Genomic DNA, 21,619 nt, shown 5'->3' with positions numbered 1-21,619 from the left:
TAAATACCAAATTAAAAAATTAACCTGATTTAAAATATTTAAACATTTTTTAAAATAATTACAATAAAATAACTAATTTAATTTAAGGAGTAAATTTGGAACCGCTACAACAAGAAAAACAATATATGTTAAAAAATGCCAGAGAGTTGGGACTTATATCTTGTATTGTGATGATATTTAAGTATCTAGTGTTCATTTCAGGACTTCGCAAAATCCTTGATGATAATTTCAGCCTTATCTTCAAAGTATGCTGTGACTCTATCAGTTGGCTACTTTTGTTTTTTGCAATTTCATTGATATGCTCTGTTTATAATTCCTCAAAACTAAGAAAATATTTTAAAATTTTTACTATTTTCATTTTAATATATGTGATTTTATCTTTTTTGACTTTTAAAATTGTTATGTATCTAGGAGAAAGAAAAATTGATTATGATGATTTTATCTTTACGATATTGAATTATTTTTATAGCAACGAAGAGATCATGTATAATCATGACCTGTTTAAACAAATACTCATTTATCGTAGTTATTTATTGAGAGTATTATTCACAATAGCATCACTATTTTTATTTATATCTATCGCAAAATTAATAAAAATAACAAAAGAAAAAATGTTTTGGGCTTATGCATTATTTGGTGCATTTCATATAGCAATCTACTTTATTAAAATTGACCACAAAATTTATGATTATATTGATATTGGGGTTTTCTTTCTTGCTTTAATCGCATGGTGGCGACTAAAGACACAAGCAAATAGTGACGAAATCCAAGCAACTAGCGAAGGTGAGATTTAAAATGTGGCTACTATCAAATCTTAAAGCCAATTAGCCGCGACAGCTTGTTTAGTTGGCCTTGTCGCAACATTTTTTTACTATATATTTTTAGAATATTTGTTGGCACATCAAGAAAGAATGTCGCTTCGACCAATAATATTTATAAAGCCTCTTGCTTACGCGGTAGTGTTAGCGGTTATTTACTCTGCCATTAAGTAGATAGCATATACATTAAATAAGATAAGACTGCTTATAAATTTCTTATTTTTCTCTATCCTTTTTGTGATATTTACAATAGCAAAAGCAACAACTGACTACATCTATATATGCTTACGATTATACTTTTTTTTAATATCTTTGGTATACGCGATGCCTTAATTGTATCTTTAGCTTCTAGTGCCAATATAATCTTCTACATTGGAGTATTTGCTCATTTGTTAGCTATGGTATTTTTATTTTTATTTACAACAAGATTAGTAAGTGCAACTAAAAGTAGGCTATTTTGGATAAATTTTATATTGTTTGCGGTAAGCTAGGTCATACTTTTGATACTACTATTTTCAGGTAGACCAGACTCCATAGGCCTTTTAGCTAAAAACATAAACCTTTTTAATATAGCAGAGTTTTTCTTTTTATTAATTGCTTGGTATAGCGTGAAAAAAGACATGACAGAGCAGGACCGATCATGAAAGGGAATTTGGCCATAAATTTATAGTTTAAATAGCTAAAGATAAGATGGTTTTTGTCTTTAGCTTCTCTCTATAATGAGACGAGGCGAAATTTTACAATACAAAGGAGCATACATATAGTATGTGACTGAAGTAGAGTGAGATTTTAACGACGTATAGCAGAAAAAGACAAATCGCCAAAGACAAGAAAATTTTTGTTTATCTGTGAGGAGGCAGTAAGGCAAATTTAAAGGTATAAAAGAACCAAAACATGATGTTTAGGCGGCGGTATTTTGTGATAGATTTAAATGTTGCGCGGTTTAAAATTTGCGCAGACCAGACACATAAAAATTTGAATTTGGCTACTGAAATATCAAGACAAAGTATCTTGTGATGATTTTAAATGTTACGAAGAAATTTTCAACCGAAGATAGAACAAATAAATTTAAGCAATTAAGACAAGAAAATTTTTGTTTCAGACAAGGCGGATGAGCAAAAACGAGGGAGCGTATATATGATACGTGACCGAAGTTTGAAGCGATATCCAACGCAGTATAAAACAAAAAGGGCTTGTCTTTTTTATAATTTTCTCATCTTCGCTATTTCGTCACGTAGCGCCGCCGCCTTCTCAAACTCCAGCTGCGCAGCCGCTTCAAGCATCTGCTTTCTTAGCTCTTTTACTATCGCGGCTCGCTCGCTCGCAGGCATTTTTTCCAGATTTGCGCCTTTTCTTAAAATCTCCGTACCGTCCTCGACGTGCAGGCTCTCTTCGATATTTCTGCTGGCAGAGTGTGGCGTTATGCCGTGAGCTTTGTTGTATTCATCTTGAAATTTACGCCTAGCAGTCGTCGTATCGATCGCCTCTTTCATAGATTTTGTTATCTTTTTGGCAAACATTAACACCTTGCCATTTACGTTTCTAGCCGCACGCCCCATCGTCTGTATAAGGCTCGTGGTCGAGCGCAAAAAGCCCTCTTTATCAGCGTCCATTATGGCTATTAGGCTCACTTCAGGCAGGTCAAGCCCCTCACGGAGCAAATTTATGCCTATTAGCATATCAAACTCGCCACTTCTAAGCCCTCTAATGATCTCATTTCGCTCGATCGCGTCGATGTCTGAGTGCATATACTTGACCTTTATGCCAAGCTCGATGTAGTAGCGGCTTAGCTCCTCAGCCATCTTTTTAGTTAGCACCGTAACTAGCACACGCTCACCTCTTGCAATGACCGCCTTTGCCTCGTCAAATAGCGCTTCTACTTGATTGTCACTATCTTTTATCTCGATGATCGGATCAAGTAGCCCCGTAGGTCGCAAAATTTGCTCATAGACATGCCCCTGACTGATACCAAGCTCATACTCGTTTGGCGTGGCTGAGACAAAGAGAAATTTCGCCTTTTTGCTTATAAACTCGTCAAATTTAAGCGGCCTGTTATCAAGCGCTGATGGCAAGCGAAATCCATACTCCACAAGCACCTCTTTACGGCTCCTATCGCCTGCATACATGCCCCTAAACTGCGGCAAACTCACGTGGCTTTCATCGACGATAACCAGATAGTCCTCGCCACTTATCTCAAAGTAGTCAAACATCGAGTACGGCGTCTCTCCAGCCTTTTGACCAGTTAGGTGGCGCGCATAGTTTTCGATACCTTTACACATGCCCGTACTCGCCATCATCTCAAGGTCAAACTCCACTCTCTGCTTTAGTCTCTGCGCCTCAACTAGCTTGCCCTGCTCGTTAAATTCTTTCAAGCGCACATCAAGCTCCTCTTCGATCTCTTTCATAGCGATCTTTAGCCTATCAGCGCCCACGATAAACTGGCTGGTCGGGTAGAGGATAAATTTTTTCAGGTCGTGTCTTTTTTTGTTTTCCAGCACGTCCAGGCTATACATCGTCTCGATCTCGTCGCCGAAAAACTCGATCCTAAACGCCTCGTCGTTAAAATATGCGGGATATACGTCCACCACGTCGCCGTTTACGCGAAAGTCGCCTCGGTCGAAATAAACGTCGTTTCGCTTGTATCCCATGTCCACTAGCTTTTGCAGTAGCGTGCGCTGGTTGATTTTATCGCCGACGTTTAGGTATGCGACCATGCCTTTATACTCGCTTGGATTACCAAGGCCGTAGTTTGCAGAGACTGAAGCCACACAGACGACGTCATCAAAGCTTAGCAAGCTAGCAGTCGCAGAGAGACGCAGGCGCTCAAGCTCATCATTTACCGAGCTATCCTTTTCTATATATAGGTCGCTTCTTGGGATGTAGGCCTCTGGCTGGTAGTAGTCGTAGTAGCTTATGAAGTACTCGACATGATTTTTTGGGAAAAAGCCCTTAAATTCGCTGTAAAGCTGAGCGGCAAGGGATTTGTTATGTGTCATGATGAGCGTTGGCATGTTTAGCTCGCGTATGACATTTGCCATAGTAAAGGTCTTGCCAGATCCTGTCACGCCTAGAAGTGTTTGGTATTTATTGCCTGATTTTATGCTTTTTACTATCTCTTTTATCGCTCTTGCTTGGTCGCTGCTTGGGCTAAATTTAGATGAAATTTCAAATTTACTCATTGATCGCCTTTAAATTTGGGCGAATTTTATAGCAAAGATAGTGCTTTGTCAAATGAGAATTTTAAAAAGAATTTAGCCTCTGCGTGTTAGAATACGCCATTAATTATTATTTTAAAGGAACCTTTATGTTTGAAGATAATGCGATCTTAACCACACTAAGCGATAAAGTAAATGACCTCATCACAAAATACGATGAAGTTTGCAGAGTAAATGAAGAGCTACGTAACGAGATCGTAACACTAAAAGCACAAAATGAGGCAAAAACCAACCAGATCATGCGCCTAGAAGAGGATCTAGATAAGAAAAATAGCGAAGCTGATGATGTAATGAAAAAGATCGAAGCCGTCCTTGGTAGATAAGCTAGACGTTTTTGGCATAAAAGATGAAACAGATCACGCTCACCGTATCATCTCGCGACTATACGATAACGCTTGATGATGATTTTGCTGAAGTTTTTGAGCGTGACTGGCAGAAATTTATGGGGGGAAAGAAATTTATCGAGCCTCGTGAGCTTATAAACGCCTTTGTCGAAAAGAGCTACGAGAGCTACACAAATTTGCGCGTCGTAAAGGACGTCACAAAAGAGATAGAAGAGATACTAAAACCGGAAAATAAATGAAAAAAAGAGCTTTTACCCTAATAGAAATTATATTTGTCATCGTCATACTTGGCGTCTTAAGCGCTATTGCTATACCAAAGCTTTTCTTTACTAGAAGCGACGCCATAGTTGCAAACGCAAAAACGCAAATCGCTGCCATAAAAAGCGGCATCTCACTAAAATACAACGATAGCGTCCTAAAAGGCACTCCAGCATATCCAGAGACGCTTGATGATGGAAATAAACTTTTCAACAAAGTAATAAGCGTAAATATCGCAGACAGCGGCACAAAAAACGGCTGGCACAAAACTGGAGCGACAACTTATACCTTCAAACTAGACGGACAAACAGCAAATTTCACTTACAAAAACGCAACTGGTGAATTTGACTGCACGAGCAGCGACGGACTTTGCAGCGCCCTTGAGTGATGAGATACTACGAGGTTGTATTTAGCGGGGTAAATTTAGCTGCACTCACATATAAAAGCGAGCTAGATATTGCGCCATTTCGCGCCATTACTGCAAAGCTTAGGGGTAAAAGTCTAACTGGCTTTATCCTGCGTGAAGTGGATGAGCCAAGCTTTAAAACAAGCTTTATTGATGAAATTTTACCTATTAAGCTAAACGACATCCAAGCAACTTTGGCTAAATTTATCGCCTACTACTACACATGCGAGCTTGGCGTTGCTATAAATTTATTTGAGCCACAAAGCCTTATAGATGATGAAATTTATAGTGGCGCAACCGACTTTAAAGCGCCAAATTTAAGCCCAAAGCAGCTTGAAGCGCTAAATTTTATAAACGCAAAAAAAAGCTCGCTCATCTTTGGTGACACGGGAAGTGGCAAAAGTGAAATTTACATAGCTAAAATAAGAGAAATTTTAAACGCAGGCGGCCAAGCGCTATTTTTAATGCCTGAAATTTCACTAACACCGCAGATGCAAAAGCGCCTAGAGAGCTTCTTTGGCGAGGCTGTGGCTGTGTGGCACTCAAAGATCACGCCAAAGAAAAAAGAGCAAATTTTAAAAGACATCAAAAGCGGCAAGGCTAGGCTTGTTGCAGGTGCAAGATCTGCCCTATTTTTGCCACTTGAGAAGCTAAAACTAATCATCATCGACGAAGAGCATGACGATAGCTACAAAAACACTGGCTCAAAGCCCCACTACAACGCAAGAGACCTAGCCCTCTTTTTAACTAGCAAATTTGACCTGCAAGTAGTTCTGGGTAGTGCCACGCCAAGCCTCACTAGCTTTTACAAGCAAGAATGTTTTCGCCTAAAAGGGACATACTTTGCGTCGCAAAAGAGCTATATATTTGACGAGAGCGAGACTGGCATAAGCGAAGTTTTAAAAGAGCAGATCGCAAAGACGCTTGAAAACAAAAAACAAGCCGTCATCTGCCTGCCAACAAGGGCAAATTTCAAATATCTTGTCTGCAAAAACTGCGGAGAGACGGTGAAGTGTCCATTTTGTAGCATCGGCATGAGCTACTATAAAAAGCAAAACTTGCTAAAGTGCCAATACTGCGAGCACAAAATGGCCGTGCCAAAGACCTGCCACCAGTGCGGCAGCGAGATGATAGAGGCTAAAAAGATCGGCACGAGCGAGCTTTTAGAGAGGCTGCAAGCTGAGTTTGCAAACGCTAGGATCGCTAAATTTGATAGAGACGAGATCACGACGCAAAATAAGCTCGTAAAGGCCTTGAAGGAATTTAACGATGGCAAGATAGATATCCTGCTTGGTACGCAGATGCTAAGTAAGGGGCATGACTATCACAACGTCGAGCTTGCCGTCATCATGGGCTTTGACGAGCTTTTAAATTTTCCTGATTTTAGAGCTAGAGAGCGGACACTTGCCCTTGCCATGCAAGTAGCTGGCAGAGCCGGCAGAAACGGAGCTGGCAGGGTCATCATCCAAAGCAAACAAAGGGAGTTTTTTGAAAGTTATATCAGCGACTACGACGCGTTTTTAAAGGAGGAGATCAGCTACCGAGAGGGGCTGTATCCGCCATTTACTAGGCTGCTTCGCGTGGTCGTTTCGCACAAAGATGAGAGCACGGCAAAGGGCGCAATGAACGAATTTGTGCAAAGGCTAGAGCCACTAAAAAGCGATGAGCTAGAGATCGTTGGATACGGCAAGTGCCAAGCCGAGTATCTTGTGGGTAAATTTAGATATGAAATTTTACTTCGCTCAAACTCACACACCATGCTTTTAAAGGCGGCAAACCTCTGCAAAAGCGAACTTAGCGATATCGATATAGATCCAGTGAATTTTAGCTAGTGATTAACTAATGTTTATTATAATCTCACCAAAAATTTAACGGATGCGTCAATGCTTTTTAACTCTTACGAATTTATATTTTTATTCTTGCCATTTACATTTTTTGTGTATTTTTATCTAAATAAAAATCGCCTCACAGAAGTAGCAAAGGGCTTTTTGGTTCTATCATCTCTATTTTTTTACAGCTGGTGGAATGTCATTTATCTGCCGCTAATCTTAGGCTCAATGGTATTTAACTACTGCTTTGGGGTGGAGCTAAACAAAGAAAATAGTAAAATTTCTAAAAAATTTATTCTTATACTAGGAATTGTGGCAAATTTAATGCTACTTGGATATTTTAAATATTCAGACTTCTTTATAAGCAATGTAAATTTTATCTTTAATACCCACATACCTCATTTAAATTTACTATTGCCCCTTGCGATATCATTTTTTACTTTTCAGCAGATAGCCTATTTGGTCGATAGTGCTACGGGGGGGGGTACGAAGCAGTATGACTTTTTAAACTACTGCTTGTTTGTTACCTTTTTTCCGCAACTAATCGCTGGTCCGATCGTTCATCACAAAGAGATGATGCCGCAGTTTGCAAATTTAAAAAATAGAGTAATCAACTATAAAAATATAGCACTTGGTCTATTTATATTTTCGATAGGACTTTTTAAAAAGGTAGTTATCGCTGATAGTTTTGCTGTTTGGGCAACAAATGGTTTTGACAAGGCGGCTGTCTTAAATTTATTTGAAGCATGGACGACTAGCCTAAGCTATACATTTCAGCTCTACTTTGACTTTAGCGGATACTGCGATATGGCTATCGGTGCGGCACTTCTTTTTAATATCAAGCTTCCAATAAATTTTAACTCACCCTATAAAGCCTTAAACATTCAAGACTTTTGGCGCAGATGGCACATAACGCTAAGCAGGTTTTTAAGAGACTATATCTATATCCCGCTAGGTGGTAACCGCAAAGGCAGGCTTCGAACATACGTAAATTTAATGGCAACCTTTATAATAGGTGGTATATGGCACGGGGCTGGCTGGACATTTGTCTTTTGGGGATTTTTGCATGGCGTTGCCTTGGTTATTCACAGAATTTGGAGCGAACTTGGCTTTAAGATGAACAAAATTTTGGCTTGGTTCATAACATTTAACTTCATAAATATTACTTGGGTATTTTTTAGAGCAAAAGATTGGGACGATGCTTTAAAAGTTTTAAAAGGGATGTTTGGGCTTAGTGGCGGCATAGTTTTAAACGCCAGATTAGAAAAAAAAGTAGGATTTTTAAAAGAATATGGTGTAAGTTTTGATAAATGGGATATAAATTTGCAAGTAGATGGAACAAATACTTTGATTTATTTTATGGTTTTCAGCTTTGTACTTGTACTATTTTGCAAAAACTCTGCTCAAAAGATACAATATTTTAAACTTTGCTGGCAAAATTTAACTATTGCTGTTTTTTGTTTTGTGCTAGCTATTTTAAATATGTACAAGATGTCTCAATTTTTATATTTTAATTTTTAGGAAGATCGCATGGGATTTAAAAAATGGACGTTTAGTTTTTTATTCGCCACAATTTTTATAATTCTATTTGTAGCAACTTTTAACTATATAGTTGATCCATATAGAATTTATGATACAAACATATTTAAAAATAAGCCAAAAGAAGATCTACAAGCGCGTTTTGCAAAGGTTTTAAGAATTCAACAACTAAAGCCTACATCTATTTTTTTAGGAAACTCTCGCCCACAAAGATCATTTGATTCTGCACATAAATATTTTACACAACCGGCCTTTAATGCAGCCATATCTGGAAGCAATCTTAATGAGGCTAAAGCATATCTAAAATGGGCAATAAGACAAGGAAATTTAAAACAAGTGCTACTTATTTTCGACGATAAAACTATGCTGGGCATGCGCAATAAGACGGATGATTTTGAGGAGTATTTTAAAAATCCAAAAGTGTATAAATATAAAATTTTATTTAGTCTTCAAATGCTTAGAGACTCTATAGATACAGTTAAAAAACGAAAACAAACTCCACTTTTTGAGCCTGATGGCAGGCGCACAGAGGCTTCTTTGCTAGAAGAAGTACAAAAAAATGGAGGATATTACAAATACTCCATAAATACGCTAGAAAACGGATACATGGCTAAATACAACAAGAAAGAGGTATCAAAATTATCTTATAAAGTTTTTATAGATATCTTAAAAGAATGCCATGACAACAATATCAAACTAGATATTGCAATAAGCCCATTGCATGTTAGATTGCTTGAAGCTATGGACTATAGAGTTGGACTTGATGTGGTTTGGTATGAATGGAAAAAACAAATAGTAGCAATAAACGAAGAGGTTGCTTTAAAGCTAGGTAAAAAGCCATTTAGAATAATAGATTTTGGTTTATATAACGACATAACAGCACAAGAACTACCAAAAGATATAAATCAAACCTCTAAATACTATTGGGAAGCAAGCCACTACAAAACAAAACTTGCAGATATGATGTTAGATACCTTAATGCAACAAAATATAGATAACGATTTTGGCGTAGAAATAACTAGTAAAAACATTGATGCCCACATAGAAAAGCAAAAGAACCTTAGAAGCAAATTTATAAACACGCAAGAATATAGACGCGAAGTTTTTGGAGATTAGTGCTAAACAAATTTATTTAAAAGCCAAGATTTTATATAATCCCCAATAAAATTTAAAGGCAAAATTTTGCAACGATACCCGACAAAACAGATAAAAATTCGCGATGTTTTAATAGGCGGTGACGCACCGATCTCCGTGCAGTCGATGACATTTTCAAAGACAAAGGACGTAAAAGGCACGCTAGAGCAGATACAAAGGCTATATTTTGCAGGCTGTGACATCGTGCGCTGCGCAGTTTTTGACAAAGAGGACGCCAGCGCGCTAAAGCAAATCGTCGCCAGCTCCCCCATCCCAGTCGTTGCAGACATACATTTTAACCACACCTACGCGCTCATCGTTAGCGAATTTGTAGATGCTATCCGCATAAACCCCGGCAACATAGGCTCAGCTAAAAACATAAAAGCAGTCGTTGATGCCTGCAAACAGAGAAATTTACCGATCCGCATAGGCGTAAATTCTGGCTCGCTTGAAAAGCAGTTTGAGGACCGCTACGGCCGAACGGTTGAGGCGATGGTGGAGAGTGCGATGTATAACATCAAGCTTCTTGAGGATTTTGACTTTACAGACATTAAAATTTCGCTCAAATCAAGCGACGTCGAACGCACTATGCAAGCTTACAGGGCGCTTCGCCCAAAGACAAACTACCCATTTCATCTAGGCGTAACAGAGGCAGGTACCACTTTTCACGCAACTATCAAGTCCGCCATCGCACTTGGCGGGTTACTACTTGAGGGTATCGGCGATACGATGAGAGTTAGCATCACTGGCGAGCTTGAAGAGGAGATCAAAGTCGCAAAGGCGATCTTAAAAGATAGCGGCCGCCAAAAAGAGGGGCTAAACATCATCTCATGCCCAACTTGTGGGCGTTTGCAAGCTGATCTAATGGCAGCAGTAAAGCTTGTAGAAGAAAAGACAAAAGGGATAAAAGAGCCGCTAAACGTCTCAGTTATGGGCTGCGTGGTAAATGCTATCGGCGAGGCAAAAGGCGCGGACGTAGCCATAGCATTTGGCAAGGGAAATGGCATGATCATGCGCCACGGCGAAGTGATCGCAAGACTGCCTGAGAGCGAGCTTGTGGATAGATTTTTACAAGAGATCGACGACGAGATAAAGAGCAGAGGATAAAGCAGTGGCAAAAGAGAGACTTAACGAGATAGAATTTAGCAACCTTTACGACCTTGATATGGAGCGAGCCATACTAAGCTCTATCATCGCAAACAACGACGCTTTGGGCGAAATTTTTGACACGATCAAGGCTGGCGACTTTTACCTAAAGGCTCACGCGCAAATTTACAAAGCGATGGTTGATTGTCTAAACGGCGACGTGCCTATCGCATCGACATTTATCAAAAACAAGCTTGGCGAAAACTACGATGACAACGTCATGGCGAGCATTTTGGCCACAAACTCGATCATTGATATCCAAAGATACGCAAACGAGCTAAAAGAAAAATCGATAAAACGCAGTCTAGTAAAGATCGCCCACGACATCCCAAGCAAGGTAAATGAGGACAAAGCTAGCCGCGATATGGTCGATGAGTTAAGTCAGGAGTTTTACTCTCTTGTCGATGGCAGCGGCACTGGCAGCATCAGAGATAGCGAAGATATCATAAAAAGCTTGATCGTGCACATGCAAAAGCAAGCAGCCCTAAATGAGCGCGATATCATCGGACTAAACACCGGCTTTAAAAAGCTAAATGAGATGATAAAAGGCTTTAAAAATGGCGACCTCATCATCATCGCAGCACGCCCTGGCATGGGTAAAACGACGCTTTGTCTAAATTTCATGGGGCACGTTTTAAAAAGTGGCGCTGGCGTCGTTTTTTTCTCACTTGAGATGCCAGCAGAGCAGATCATGATGAGGATGCTAGCAGATAAGACCTCAATCCCACTTCAAGAGATAATGACAGCGACCCTGGACGACGAGAAGCTCGCTCACTTTAGCCACGCATGCAGCGACTTTTCGCACGCCAAACTCTTCGTGCACGATAGCGGCTACGTAAATATCCACCAAGTAAGGACGCAGCTTCGCAAGCTAAAGTCAGCTCACCCTGAAATTTCACTCTGCGTCATCGACTACATCGGCCTTATGATGAGCACAAACAACTACGCCGACCGCCACATACAAATAGCTGAAATTTCTCGTGGCTTAAAGCTTCTGGCGCGCGAGCTAGATATGCCTATCATCGCACTTTCGCAGCTAAACCGCGGCCTTGAAGCACGCGCAAACAAGCGCCCTATGCTAAGTGACCTAAGAGAGTCTGGCGCGATCGAGCAAGACGCCGACATCATCCTTTTTGTCTATAGGCACGAGGTCTATCTGGAGCAAGAGGAGAACGAGAAAAAGAGCAAGGCAGCAGCCGAGGGCAAAGAGTATAAAAGCGAGCACGTTTTTAACAAGCTTCAAGAAAATGCCGAGATCATCGTTGGCAAAAACAGAAACGGCGAAGTGGGATCTATCGATGTGCTCTTTCAAAAGCAGTACTCACGCTTTTGCGATATCGCCACCACACCGGTGCAATCAACTGAATTTAAAGAGTAAATTTGCCAAAAAGCAGGCGTGTATTTTATTTTCTCCTGCTTTGCATTTTGCTTTTTTGCATAAATTTAGCGCTTAAATTTCATGAATACAGCGCATTTATGGAGCTTGGCGAGCAAGACGTCCTAGGCAAAGTAAGCGTAAATTTCACTAAAAGCAAAAACGGCAAAAAGCGCCAAATCATCAGGATCGACACCTCAAATTTTAGCTTTTACACAACCGCTTCTAAAAAAGATGAGATCAGCCTTTATGACGTCGTAGCGCTTAGCGTTCAGCCAATAGACGTTAGTTTTAAAAACTATCTTTCTGGCTCATTTTACATGCCAAGCTACGATAGAGCCGTTATTAAAAGAGATGATAGCCTAAGGCAAAGAGCTATAAATTTCATCTCCGCTCAGCACGAAGACGCTAAAATTTCGCAGCTTTACTCAGCGCTCTTTCTTGGCACAAACGTCTTTGGCGAGCTAAGAGATGACGTCTCAAACTGGGGCGTGGCGCACCTCATCGCCATTAGTGGCTATCACCTTGGCGTCATAAGCGCAGTTTGCTTTTTTCTTTTAAGGCTCGTTTTTAAACCCATTTACGCAAGATATATGCCATATCGCTCTTACATTTTTGACTTTACTATCGCCGTATTTTTGGTGCTTTGCTTTTACTTTTACATGATCGGCTTTATAGCAAGCTTTTTGCGGGCATTTTTGATGAGCGTGGTTGGCTTTTACATGATCTGCAAAAAGATAAAGATCTTAAATTTCTACACGCTCTTTGGCGTTATTTTATTTAGCGTCGCCCTATTTCCGCAGCTTCTTTTTAGCGTTGGCTTTTATTTTTCATGCCTTGGCGTCTTTTATATCTTCGTCTATCTTTTCTATTTTGCGCCCAAATTTAGCCTGCTAGCAAACTCGCTACTCTTAAATTTATATGTCTTTTTTGCGATGGAGGTTGCGGTGCTTTACTTTTTCCCGCTCATTAGCCTCTTACAGCTTAGCGTGCTAGCTATCAACTACCTATTTGGCGTATTTTATCCGCTAAGCTTTTTGCTTCATTTATTTGGATATGGCGGCATTTTTGATGAAATTTTAAACAAGATGCTAGCTTTTAGACTAAGCTCTGGTAGTCTTCACATAAGCACATTTGTCTTTTTACTTTATAACGCCATCACGCTTTTTTGCATTAAATTTAAATCCCTAGCCCTACTTCCACCACTCTTTGGCGTGGTAGCGTTTTTGCTCTTTTTGATAAATTTTTCATAGTCAAAGTTTTATCTAAATTTGCCGATATGCTTTTAAATTTAAAGGCGAGGCGATGCAGATAAACTCAAATTTTATAAATTTAACTAAAAATGGCTCTTCAAATAGTGCAAATTTAAAGGCTGATGAGGCAAATTCAAAAAGCGAAAATTTACAAAACGACAAAAGCGCTATCTTACATGACGCTTCAAATTTAGTTAGCGAAACAAATAACGAGAGCGAGAGTAGCGCCGATATCATAAAAAAGCAGTTAGAAAAACTGCAAAAACAGCTAAAAGAGATTGAAACTGCGATAAAGCAAGCAAGTGCAAGCAAAAACCCATACGCAAAAGAGATAGTGGCCTCACTTCAGACCAAAAAGGGAGCTATCTTTGCTCAGATAATGCAGCTAAACGCCCAGCTTGTAAAGATGCAAGGCGCTTAAATAGCTCAAATTTAACCCTAAATTTAACCTCACGCTGTCTTTACGCCGTAAAATTTCATCACTCTATTGTGAATTAATAGCGAGATATACATTATCACAGCGCCCAAAATAAGCCTTGTTAGGTTGGCGTCCTTTTGCCAAAAGACCAAATTTACAATGATAGCAGCTGGTATGAGGGCGTTGTTCATGATGGCAAGCACGCCACTATCGACCTCGCAAGCGCCTTTGTTCCACATAAAATAGCCAACCCCGCTAGCGACCGCTCCAAGCCACAAAAGCACCAAAGTTTGGGTTAGATCTACGTGAAATTTAGCTGGATTGCCAAGGGTTATTAGTGCGATCACTGCTACAAAAAACGCTCCAAAGTGAAAGTAGCCAAAGACCTTTTTTTGATCCACGTCATATCTCTCCAAAAGCGCCTTATAGGCACTCTGCCCTGCTCCAAAGCAGATGTTTGCCCCTTGCACCAGCAAAAAGCCCTTTATCGCCCCTTCGTTTATCGCGCCATACTTGATGATAAGCGCGCCAAAGACCGCTACGCCCACACTAAAAAGATAAAGCGGTCTAAATTTAAAGCTAAACGCATCGTATATGAGCGTGACATAAAACGGCGTAAAAATGGTAAAAAGCGCGACTTCTGGCACGCTTAGATACAAAAACGAGTTGTAGTAGCAAAGATACATGAGCCCTATTTGCACCGCTCCTATGCCCATTATGCCAAGGGCTAGCTTTGGACTAACGCCTCGAAATTTCGTAAATGGCAAAAAAACTAGGCTTGCAAGCGTCACACGCACAAAAACAGCCAGATAGCTATCGACCTTGCCCGCTAAAAACTCGCCTATCAAGCTAAAGCTAAACGCCCACAAAATGGTCACAAAGATCAGTTTATTCATTCTATCACCACCTCATTTATATTTCTTGCGCATTCAAAAAAGTATTCAAGCTTGTTTAGCTCGAGCAAATCGCCATTTAGGATGAAATTTGCCCTGTCGCTAAAATTTTTCTCACTCACAAATAAAAACTGCTCAAATTTTACCTTGCCGCTAAGATAGCCATTTAGCAGGTCATTAAAGTCACTATCAAGGCTATCTTGCTTTAGCGAGTCTAAATTTAGCCTAGCGCCTAGGCCCTCTATCACGCCTCTTAGATCCTTTAGCCTAGCTATTATCCTGTTTTCTTCGTCGCTTAGATCAAGCGCAGCTTTTTGCTCCTCTATGCGCTTAGTTTGGCTTTGCTTGCTAAGGCTTAGGCTATCTGGCAGCTTCCACTCAAACTCCACTCTAGGCTTGTTTGCATCAGCATACGCATCAACCATCTGCGAAGCCGTCCTCTCGCCTTTTTTAAAGCTGTTATTATTCACACTTTGCGTATCTTTTAAGTAAATTTTTGGAGTAAATTTACTCTTTTGCTTCTCATTTTCTTGCTCTTTTATATATTTTTCTTGCTCCATAGCCCCAAGCTTGGCGCTTAGATCATCTTTGCTAAAATCAGGCATCACTATCTTTGAGCCAGCATTAAAGCCGATCTCGCCGTTTGAGAGCAAATTTATCCTTGAGTTTAGCTCAGCTAGCTTAAGTCCAAGCTCGTCAAGCTCGGCTCTTTTTTTATTTAAGGTGAAATTTATCGCATCAAATTCGCTCTTATCTATCTCGCCATACTCAAACCAAAACTCATTTTCAGCAGCAGCCTTGGCAAAGCTATCTACAAATTTTGTCTCTAAATTTATCAGCGAATTTAGCGCAACGGCGTTAAAATAGACCTTTGCAACCTGAAAAGCGGTTAAATTCATCAGCTCTTCGTCCTTGTAAATTTTCTCCACACCCTTGTGGTCTAAAATTTTATCCGAAGCCTCACTCGCACCACCATCAAAGATGAGATACTCGACCTTTGCCGTGATCGAGCCAGCCTTTGTCATATATCCGCCCTTTAGCTCGTCAGGCACAAAGGTATATCTGCCGTCAAGGGATAAATTTAGCTTGTTGCTCTTATTTTTATTTATATATTCATTTTTATTAAATTCTTTCAAACTCTCAAGCTTCGCACTTTGCGCCAGAGCGATGATCTCTAGTAAATTTCCAGCCCAAAGAGGCAAAGCAAAGAGCAAAACAGCCAAAATCTTCTTCAAATTCTCTCCCTTTCATAAAATTTTCTTATAAATTTATCAAGATTATAGACCCATGCAAAAAGCACTGGCACGACAAGCAAGCTTAGTAAAGTCGAGCTAATAAGCCCAAAGATGATGCTTATAGCCATAGGTGAGTTGGCCTCATAGCCAGCACCCCTGCTAAGAGCAAGTGGCAGCATGGCAAATATCATCGCAAAAGTGGTCATCAAAACAGCCCTTAGTCGCTTTTTAGCAGCCATTTTCACAGCTTCATTTGCCTCCATGCCGCTATTTGCAAAGTGGTTTGCAAAATCAACCACCAAAATGGCGTTTTTACCGACCATGCCAAAGAGCAAGATGACGCCAACCATGACAAATAGGCTAAATGGATTGCCGCTTATAAAAAGCCCTATCACGACGCCACAAAAGGCAAGCGGCATGGCGAGCATGATGAGAAATGGCAGCAAAAAGCTCTCATAAAGTGCAGCTAGCACCATGTAAATAAGCACCGCGCTAGCGCTTACCGTAAAGATAAACGAAGCGTTCGTATCGTCCATCAGCTCAACAAATCCAAGAAATTTATACTTGAAATTTGCTGGCAAAATTTCATCAAGCTTCTTTGAAATTTCATTTGCCACGCTATTTAGCGGAGCGTTGTTTTTGGTATTTGCTAGAAATTTGATCTCATCGGCTCTATTAAACCTTGAAATACTAGCTGGCTTTTGCTCAAAACTAATCGTCGCCACATCGCCAAGTGTCACGAAAAAGCCCTCATTGCTTCTTATCTTGGTCTTTAAGATATCATCTGTATCGCTTCTAAATTTATCATCAAGACGCATGTAAAGCTCATACTCTTTGCCATTTTCGTTTTCAAAAACAGAGACCTCGTTCTGACTAAATGCGCTATAAACGGCGCTTGCAACGCTGGCTTTGTCTAAATTTAGCCTCTTAGCCTTATCTTCATCGATAGAAATTTGCACGCGCTTTAGCAGATCTTCTTCGGGCGAATTTACGTCCGTTGCGTCATTTATCTCTTTTAGCATTTTGCTGATCTTTGGCACAAATTTCTCTAGCTCTTTGCCATTTTCAGAGGTGATAGTAAGCTTAACTGGCTGCACATCGCCACCTTCAACCACTGGCAGATCAGCTACGATTACGCTCATATCATCACTTTTTAGCTTATCACGAAACCTCTGCATGATAGCGTTTTGCCGCTCGTGATTAGCTCTATCTTTTAGCTCCTTTAGCCTAACGTAAGCCTTTACAAGATAAGGCTGCTTGGCGTCTGTGTAGCCAAGGATGAAGTAGGCGTAAGCGACCTGAGGATCGGCATTTATGAGTGAAATTTTATCTTTTAGCCTCTCTTTGCTAGCTTGCAAGCTAAGTGAGGGATCAAGCTTAAAGTAGATGTTAAACTCCGAGTTATCCTCGCTTGGCATGAAGTCACCGCCTACAAATTTAGCCAGAGCAAATGAGCAAATAACGACCACAAGCGTTATAGCTAAAAATATGAGTTTAAATTTAAGCGCTAAGGCTAAAAGCTTCTCATAGCCATTTTCAAGAGCCTCAAAAAAGGGCTCACTCTTTAGAAAAAAGCTGCTTTCTTTGGCATTTACAAACCTTGCACTAAGCATTGGCACAAGAAAGATGCTCACAAAAAACGAGATGACGATGCCAGCTGCCACGCTCATCGCAAAGGAGTTAAAGTATTTGCCAACGATGCCGCTCATAAAGGCTATTGGCACAAAGACGCAAAGCAGCACTAGCGAGATCGCAAAGACGCTAAATGCTATCTCTTTTATGCCTGCAAAGCTTGCTTTTAGGGCATTTGGCTCATCTTTTAGCTTGCTAGCGATATTTTCAGTGACAACTATCGCATCGTCGATGAAAATTCCGATGCCAAGTGTGAGCGCTATGAGGCTTAGGCGGTTTATATCGTAGCCTAGGGCATTTATGATGAAAAATGTCGCCACGATGCTAGTTGGGATCGCTACGACTGAGATGATGGTGATCGAGAAATTTCTTAAAAACAGATAGACGATCACGATGGTCAGCAAGACGCCAAGGATCATATCAAAGGCGGTTTGATCGATGTGCTTTTGTATCACTTCGCTCTTATCGTAGGCTATTTTTACGTCGTATTCGCTGCCAAGCAGGCTTTTAAACTGCTCTAGCTTTGATTTTGCTAGAGCGATCACGGTTAGGGCGTTTGCATCTGGGGCTAGCTCAAGACCAAGCAAGACGCCACTTTTTTTATCCATTATCGCTGCTTCGTTTGCGTCTTTGTAAGCGAGATCAACACTTGCGATATCTTTTAAAAAGACCCCTTGTTTGATCGTTAAATTTCTTATCTCATCTATGCTTTTGGCGCTGAAATTTGACTTTATCGCCATTTGGATCTGCTCATTTTCTATCTTGCCAAGCGGTGCTTTTAAATTTTCAACCTTTATCAAATTTGCCACTTCGTTTGCGCTAAGAGCGTTTTTATCAAGCTTAAATCTATCTAGCAAAATTTTCACCGCTGGCTCTAAAAAGCCATTTGTCTTGACCTTTGAGACGCCGCTAATGCGCTCTAAAAATGGCTTTGCCACATCATCTATCTCTTGCATGAGCTCAGTTTCGTTGCCATCAAGCCTTGTGATAAAGAGGCTGAAGACGGCTGAAGAGAGGCCGTTTAGCTTTTCTATCTCGTAGTTTGCGTTTAACCTTGCCTTTTGCATCTTGTCGCGAACGTCATTTGTAGCGCTCTCCAGGTCTTTGTTTAGCTCAAATTCGATGCTTACCACGCTTAGGTTGTCAAAGCTGGTTGAGTAAAGCTTTTTTATCCCCTCGATGCTTGAGACCTCGTCCTCGATCTTTTGCGTGATCTTTGTCTTGATGTAGTTCATATCGCCATTTGCGTAGGTCGTGATCTTAACGATTGGGATATTTACTTGCGGGTATAAATTTACGTTCATCGTCTTTAGCGAGTAGATGCCAAAGACAACGAGGCTTAAAAATATCATAAGCGTAGTTATGGGGCGGTTTATGGCTGTTTTTATCATTTATTTTCGCCGATTATCACTTTTCCTTGACCAAACATGCCTGGCTTTAGCCCAGTGTCATAAGCCTGGGCGTAAAATTTCCTAGTCTCTCGCTTAATCTCTGGGTAAATTAGCGCGATTTTAACCTCTTTTTCCTCGCTCGTCGCGTCAAGTTTAAATTTAAACGTATCGCCAACTTTTACTAAATTTGCATATTTTTCGTCAATCGCTATTAAAATTTTAGCCTCCTCGGAGTTTAGAACAAAGGCTGGCTGAAGCGGCGAAGCACTCTCGCCAAGCTCGACATTTTTACTAGCTATGACGCCATCAAACGGAGCTTTTAAAACGGCCTTTTTAAGATGATCATCTGCGTTTAAAATAGCTATCTCAGCCGCTTGAACTCTTAGAGCTGCCTCGTCAAATTTATACTTTACCTCATCAAATTCTTGCTTTGAAGTGACGTCCTTTACTTGACTAAATTTATTAAAGGTGCTTTTAGCAAATTCTTTGGCATTTTTGGCAAGCGCTAGGTCGTTTTTTGCCTTTTTTAGAGCGATCTCAAGGCTCGTTTGATCAAGACTAGCTAAAGCGTCGCCCTTTTTAACATGGCTTGAGACATCTACAAAAATTTTATCCACCTTGCCGCTGCTCTCAAATGCAAGCTTTGAGCTTTGCTTGGCATAGACTTCAAAATCAGCAAAAATCTCTTCACTAGCAAATGAAAAGATGCAAAATATCATTAAAATTATCAGCTTTTTCAATCCCTAATCCTCTCTAAAATGCTCTCCCCACTCTCAAAAAAATACTCCGCCTTTTTTATCTCCAGCTCATCTTTCGCCCCCTCAAAAAGGCTAATAGCGTCAAATTTCTGAGAGAGCGCTTCAAGCAGGTCACTATATCCTAAAAGCCCTGAGCTATACTTTTCATAGCTCGCTTTAAGCGCAAGTTCGCTTGCTTTTACATACTCATTTAGTGAAGCGATCTTTGAGCTAAGAGTTGCTATCTCGTTTTGTAAATTTTTAAGTTTAGTCTCGTTTTCGCGCTTTTTATACTCTAAATTTAGCCTCGCTTCATCAAGCGCGATCTTGCTAGCTTGGCTCATCTTGCTAGTGGCAAAAAAGTCAAAAATTTTCCACCTAAAGCTAACGCCAAATTTATTGCCGTGCGTATCTTCTTTTAGATATTTATCAAGATATGGGCGGTAAGCGCTATATTTGCCAAGCTCGATGGCGTAGTTGTTTTTATAAAATCCATAGGTGTCATAAAGCGAAATTTGGGGCAAAAAGCCAGCTCTTGTCTCGCTAAGCTTAGCCTCGCTTAAAGATATATCTTGACTTAGCCTGTCAAGCTCGGCATTTTTTGAAGCTAAATTTGAGCTAATCTCAGCCATTTTTGCCCCGCTAAGTGGCGAAATTTGCTCGCCTGTTAGCAAATTTATCTCATTTAAAATTTGCTCCATTTTATTTTTGTATTCAAGCTCCGCGCTGTTTGCCAAGTGGTATTTTGCCCGCACATTTTCTAGCTCATCTTTTGGGACAAGACCTGCACTGTTTGCCTTTTCAAGCTTGTCTAAAACGCCTTTTAAGAAATTTGCCTGAGCCTTTTTGGCAGCTATTATATTTTCAAGTGCGCAGGCGTTAAAGTATAAATTTACAGCCTTAAAGGCAAGGTAGTTTTTGGCCTCATCACTTGCGATGGCGGCTTTGTTTTTTAAAAGCTGGCTCATCTTTAGCCTAGCCTCTCTAGCTCCACCATCATATAGTAAAAAATCAATCCTAGCTAGCACGCCAGCTGACTCTTTGGCGACTATGCTTGGGAAGGTGCTTGCGTTTTTTCCGTATGAGCCCTCTAGGCTGAGGCTTGGCAAATAGGCGCTTGATGTCGCTTCGTCATTTAAATTTGCTCTTTTTAGTTCAAGCTCTTTGATCTTTGAAATTTCGTTTTGAGTGGCCTTGTTTGCTATCTCGCTTAAATTTGATCCAAATAGTGCCAAAGGCAAAAGTGCTAATAAAATTTTCTTCATCAGTGAAAGCTCTTTACGAGGTTTCCTATTAGTAAATTCCAGCCATCAACTAGCACAAAGATGAGTAGTTTAAATGGCAGCGAGATCATGACAGGAGGTAGCATCATCATACCCATCGCCATCAAAACGGAGCTTACGACCATGTCGATGACAAGAAATGGCAGGTAGAGCAAAAATGCTATCTCAAAAGACGTCTTTAGCTCGCTTATCATAAAGGCTGACATAGCGATACTTAGCGGGATATCTTCGATATTTGCTGGATTTTGCAAATTTCTTATCCTAAAAAATAGTGCAAGATCCTTCTCTCTAGTGTTTTTCACCATAAATTCTTTAAATGGCTTTAAGCTCTTATCAAGCATCTCCTCATAGCCTATCTGCTCGGCTATATAAGGCTTTATGCCCTCATCGTAGCTTCTTTGCCCAACTGGCTCCATGATGAAAAATGTAAGCACCATCGCAAGCGAGATAAGCACCGTTGAAGGCGGCACTTGCTGTGTGCCCATCGCTTGACGCAAAAATGAAAATACAATGACAAGGCGCAAAAAGCTAGTCATCATAAAGATGAGTGAAGGAGCGAGTGCTAGTGCGGTGAGGATTAGTAAAACATTTAGTGAATTTACAAGCTGCTCGGCATTTTGCGGTGAATTTAGGCTTAAATTTATAGTTGGTAGCGCAGGATCAGCGCCAAAAACCACACAAAACAAAACCGCTAAACTAAGCAGTGCTTTCAC

The 21,619-nt window shown here is 40.3% G+C and carries 18 protein-coding genes; 11 read left to right on the top strand and 7 right to left on the bottom strand.

The features are described from left to right. The first annotated feature begins 95 nt into the window (after window positions 1-95). A complete protein-coding gene (locus tag CVT07_RS03500) occupies window positions 96-794 on the top strand; it encodes a hypothetical protein (RefSeq protein ID WP_107937015.1) in 699 nt (232 codons plus the stop codon). A gap of 1,226 nt (window positions 795-2,020) precedes the next feature. Here CVT07_RS03500 and uvrB read toward each other — a convergent pair. Next, window positions 2,021-3,997 (bottom strand): excinuclease ABC subunit UvrB, encoded by a 1,977-nt coding sequence (uvrB, locus tag CVT07_RS03495; protein ID WP_021085226.1) that lies wholly within the window; start codon window positions 3,995-3,997, stop codon window positions 2,021-2,023. A 125-nt stretch (window positions 3,998-4,122) separates the two neighbouring features. Between uvrB and CVT07_RS03490 the strand changes: the two genes are divergently transcribed. From CVT07_RS03490 to CVT07_RS03445, 10 genes are all read left to right on the top strand, one after another. After that, the gene (locus tag CVT07_RS03490; RefSeq protein ID WP_002940382.1) at window positions 4,123-4,356 is read left to right on the top strand and encodes a hypothetical protein; all 234 of its coding nucleotides are present in this window, start codon (window positions 4,123-4,125) and stop codon (window positions 4,354-4,356) included. Between the two features lie 23 nt (window positions 4,357-4,379). Continuing rightward, window positions 4,380-4,616 (top strand): hypothetical protein, encoded by a 237-nt coding sequence (locus tag CVT07_RS03485; protein WP_009293636.1) that lies wholly within the window; start codon window positions 4,380-4,382, stop codon window positions 4,614-4,616. Next, a complete protein-coding gene (locus CVT07_RS03480; RefSeq protein WP_107937013.1) occupies window positions 4,613-5,023 on the top strand; it encodes a type II secretion system protein in 411 nt (136 codons plus the stop codon). Before CVT07_RS03485 ends, CVT07_RS03480 begins: the two co-directional genes overlap by 4 nt. Then, entirely contained in the window at window positions 5,023-6,873 is a 1,851-nt protein-coding gene (locus tag CVT07_RS03475; protein WP_107937011.1) for a primosomal protein N', read from the top strand. The genes CVT07_RS03480 and CVT07_RS03475 overlap by 1 nt, the downstream gene beginning before the upstream one ends. A 51-nt stretch (window positions 6,874-6,924) precedes the next feature. Next, complete coding sequence (locus tag CVT07_RS03470) at window positions 6,925-8,391, top strand: MBOAT family O-acyltransferase (RefSeq protein WP_107937009.1); 1,467 nt, start codon at window positions 6,925-6,927, stop codon at window positions 8,389-8,391. 9 nt (window positions 8,392-8,400) lie between these two features. Then, complete coding sequence (locus tag CVT07_RS03465; protein WP_107937007.1) at window positions 8,401-9,525, top strand: hypothetical protein; 1,125 nt, start codon at window positions 8,401-8,403, stop codon at window positions 9,523-9,525. Window positions 9,526-9,591: 66 nt separating this feature from the next. Next, entirely contained in the window at window positions 9,592-10,650 is a 1,059-nt protein-coding gene (gene ispG / locus CVT07_RS03460; protein WP_107937005.1) for a flavodoxin-dependent (E)-4-hydroxy-3-methylbut-2-enyl-diphosphate synthase, read from the top strand. A 4-nt stretch (window positions 10,651-10,654) separates the two neighbouring features. Then, window positions 10,655-12,067, top strand: a complete 1,413-nt coding sequence (locus CVT07_RS03455) for a replicative DNA helicase (RefSeq protein ID WP_021086979.1) — start codon at window positions 10,655-10,657, stop codon at window positions 12,065-12,067. 2 nt (window positions 12,068-12,069) lie between these two features. Further along, entirely contained in the window at window positions 12,070-13,317 is a 1,248-nt protein-coding gene (locus CVT07_RS03450) for a ComEC/Rec2 family competence protein (protein ID WP_107937003.1), read from the top strand. 52 nt (window positions 13,318-13,369) lie between these two features. Then, a complete protein-coding gene (locus tag CVT07_RS03445) occupies window positions 13,370-13,738 on the top strand; it encodes a hypothetical protein (RefSeq protein ID WP_107937001.1) in 369 nt (122 codons plus the stop codon). A 29-nt stretch (window positions 13,739-13,767) separates the two neighbouring features. Here the strand turns inward: CVT07_RS03445 and CVT07_RS03440 are convergent, their stop codons facing one another. Genes CVT07_RS03440 through fliP form a run of 6 tightly spaced genes read right to left on the bottom strand, consistent with a single transcriptional unit; the run spans window position 13,768 to window position 21,610 of the window. Continuing rightward, window positions 13,768-14,631, bottom strand: coding sequence for an EamA family transporter (locus tag CVT07_RS03440; RefSeq protein ID WP_107936999.1), 864 nt, complete (start codon window positions 14,629-14,631; stop codon window positions 13,768-13,770). Beyond that, window positions 14,628-15,863: a TolC family protein gene (locus CVT07_RS03435; protein ID WP_107936997.1), complete on the bottom strand. Its 1,236-nt coding sequence runs from the start codon at window positions 15,861-15,863 to the stop codon at window positions 14,628-14,630. The genes CVT07_RS03440 and CVT07_RS03435 overlap by 4 nt, the downstream gene beginning before the upstream one ends. After that, complete coding sequence (locus tag CVT07_RS03430; RefSeq protein WP_107936995.1) at window positions 15,860-18,886, bottom strand: efflux RND transporter permease subunit; 3,027 nt, start codon at window positions 18,884-18,886, stop codon at window positions 15,860-15,862. Before CVT07_RS03430 ends, CVT07_RS03435 begins: the two co-directional genes overlap by 4 nt. Then, complete coding sequence (locus tag CVT07_RS03425) at window positions 18,883-19,626, bottom strand: efflux RND transporter periplasmic adaptor subunit (protein WP_107936993.1); 744 nt, start codon at window positions 19,624-19,626, stop codon at window positions 18,883-18,885. The genes CVT07_RS03430 and CVT07_RS03425 overlap by 4 nt, the downstream gene beginning before the upstream one ends. Continuing rightward, on the bottom strand, window positions 19,623-20,888 hold the full coding sequence (locus CVT07_RS03420) for a TolC family protein (protein ID WP_107936991.1): 1,266 nt from the start codon (window positions 20,886-20,888) through the stop codon (window positions 19,623-19,625). Before CVT07_RS03420 ends, CVT07_RS03425 begins: the two co-directional genes overlap by 4 nt. Further along, window positions 20,888-21,610 carry a flagellar type III secretion system pore protein FliP gene (gene fliP / locus CVT07_RS03415; RefSeq protein WP_196779718.1) on the bottom strand — a complete coding sequence of 241 codons (723 nt, stop codon included), beginning with the start codon at window positions 21,608-21,610 and terminating at the stop codon, window positions 20,888-20,890. The genes CVT07_RS03420 and fliP overlap by 1 nt, the downstream gene beginning before the upstream one ends. Window positions 21,611-21,619: the final 9 nt, after the last annotated feature.

Origin of the sequence: Campylobacter concisus, assembly GCF_003048875.2 — a bacterium.
In the GTDB taxonomy this organism is placed as follows: Bacteria; Campylobacterota; Campylobacteria; order Campylobacterales; family Campylobacteraceae; genus Campylobacter_A; species Campylobacter_A concisus_AU.
Note: the sequence above shows the minus strand (reverse complement) of the source record. Positions and strands in the feature narration are given on the sequence as shown.

What these genes read in the sequence shown, in the direction of transcription:
- CVT07_RS03475 (WP_107937011.1), top strand. Translation starts at nt 5,023, where the DNA reads ATGAGATACTACGAGGTTGTATTTAGCGGGGTAAATTTAGCTGCACTC.
- CVT07_RS03485 (WP_009293636.1), top strand. Translation starts at nt 4,380, where the DNA reads ATGAAACAGATCACGCTCACCGTATCATCTCGCGACTATACGATAACG.
- CVT07_RS03470 (WP_107937009.1), top strand. Translation starts at nt 6,925, where the DNA reads ATGCTTTTTAACTCTTACGAATTTATATTTTTATTCTTGCCATTTACA.
- CVT07_RS03420 (WP_107936991.1), bottom strand. Translation starts at nt 20,888, where the DNA reads ATGAAGAAAATTTTATTAGCACTTTTGCCTTTGGCACTATTTGGATCA.
- CVT07_RS03430 (WP_107936995.1), bottom strand. Translation starts at nt 18,886, where the DNA reads ATGATAAAAACAGCCATAAACCGCCCCATAACTACGCTTATGATATTT.
- CVT07_RS03440 (WP_107936999.1), bottom strand. Translation starts at nt 14,631, where the DNA reads ATGAATAAACTGATCTTTGTGACCATTTTGTGGGCGTTTAGCTTTAGC.
- CVT07_RS03465 (WP_107937007.1), top strand. Translation starts at nt 8,401, where the DNA reads ATGGGATTTAAAAAATGGACGTTTAGTTTTTTATTCGCCACAATTTTT.
- CVT07_RS03490 (WP_002940382.1), top strand. Translation starts at nt 4,123, where the DNA reads ATGTTTGAAGATAATGCGATCTTAACCACACTAAGCGATAAAGTAAAT.
- CVT07_RS03480 (WP_107937013.1), top strand. Translation starts at nt 4,613, where the DNA reads ATGAAAAAAAGAGCTTTTACCCTAATAGAAATTATATTTGTCATCGTC.
- uvrB (WP_021085226.1), bottom strand. Translation starts at nt 3,997, where the DNA reads ATGAGTAAATTTGAAATTTCATCTAAATTTAGCCCAAGCAGCGACCAA.
- CVT07_RS03445 (WP_107937001.1), top strand. Translation starts at nt 13,370, where the DNA reads ATGCAGATAAACTCAAATTTTATAAATTTAACTAAAAATGGCTCTTCA.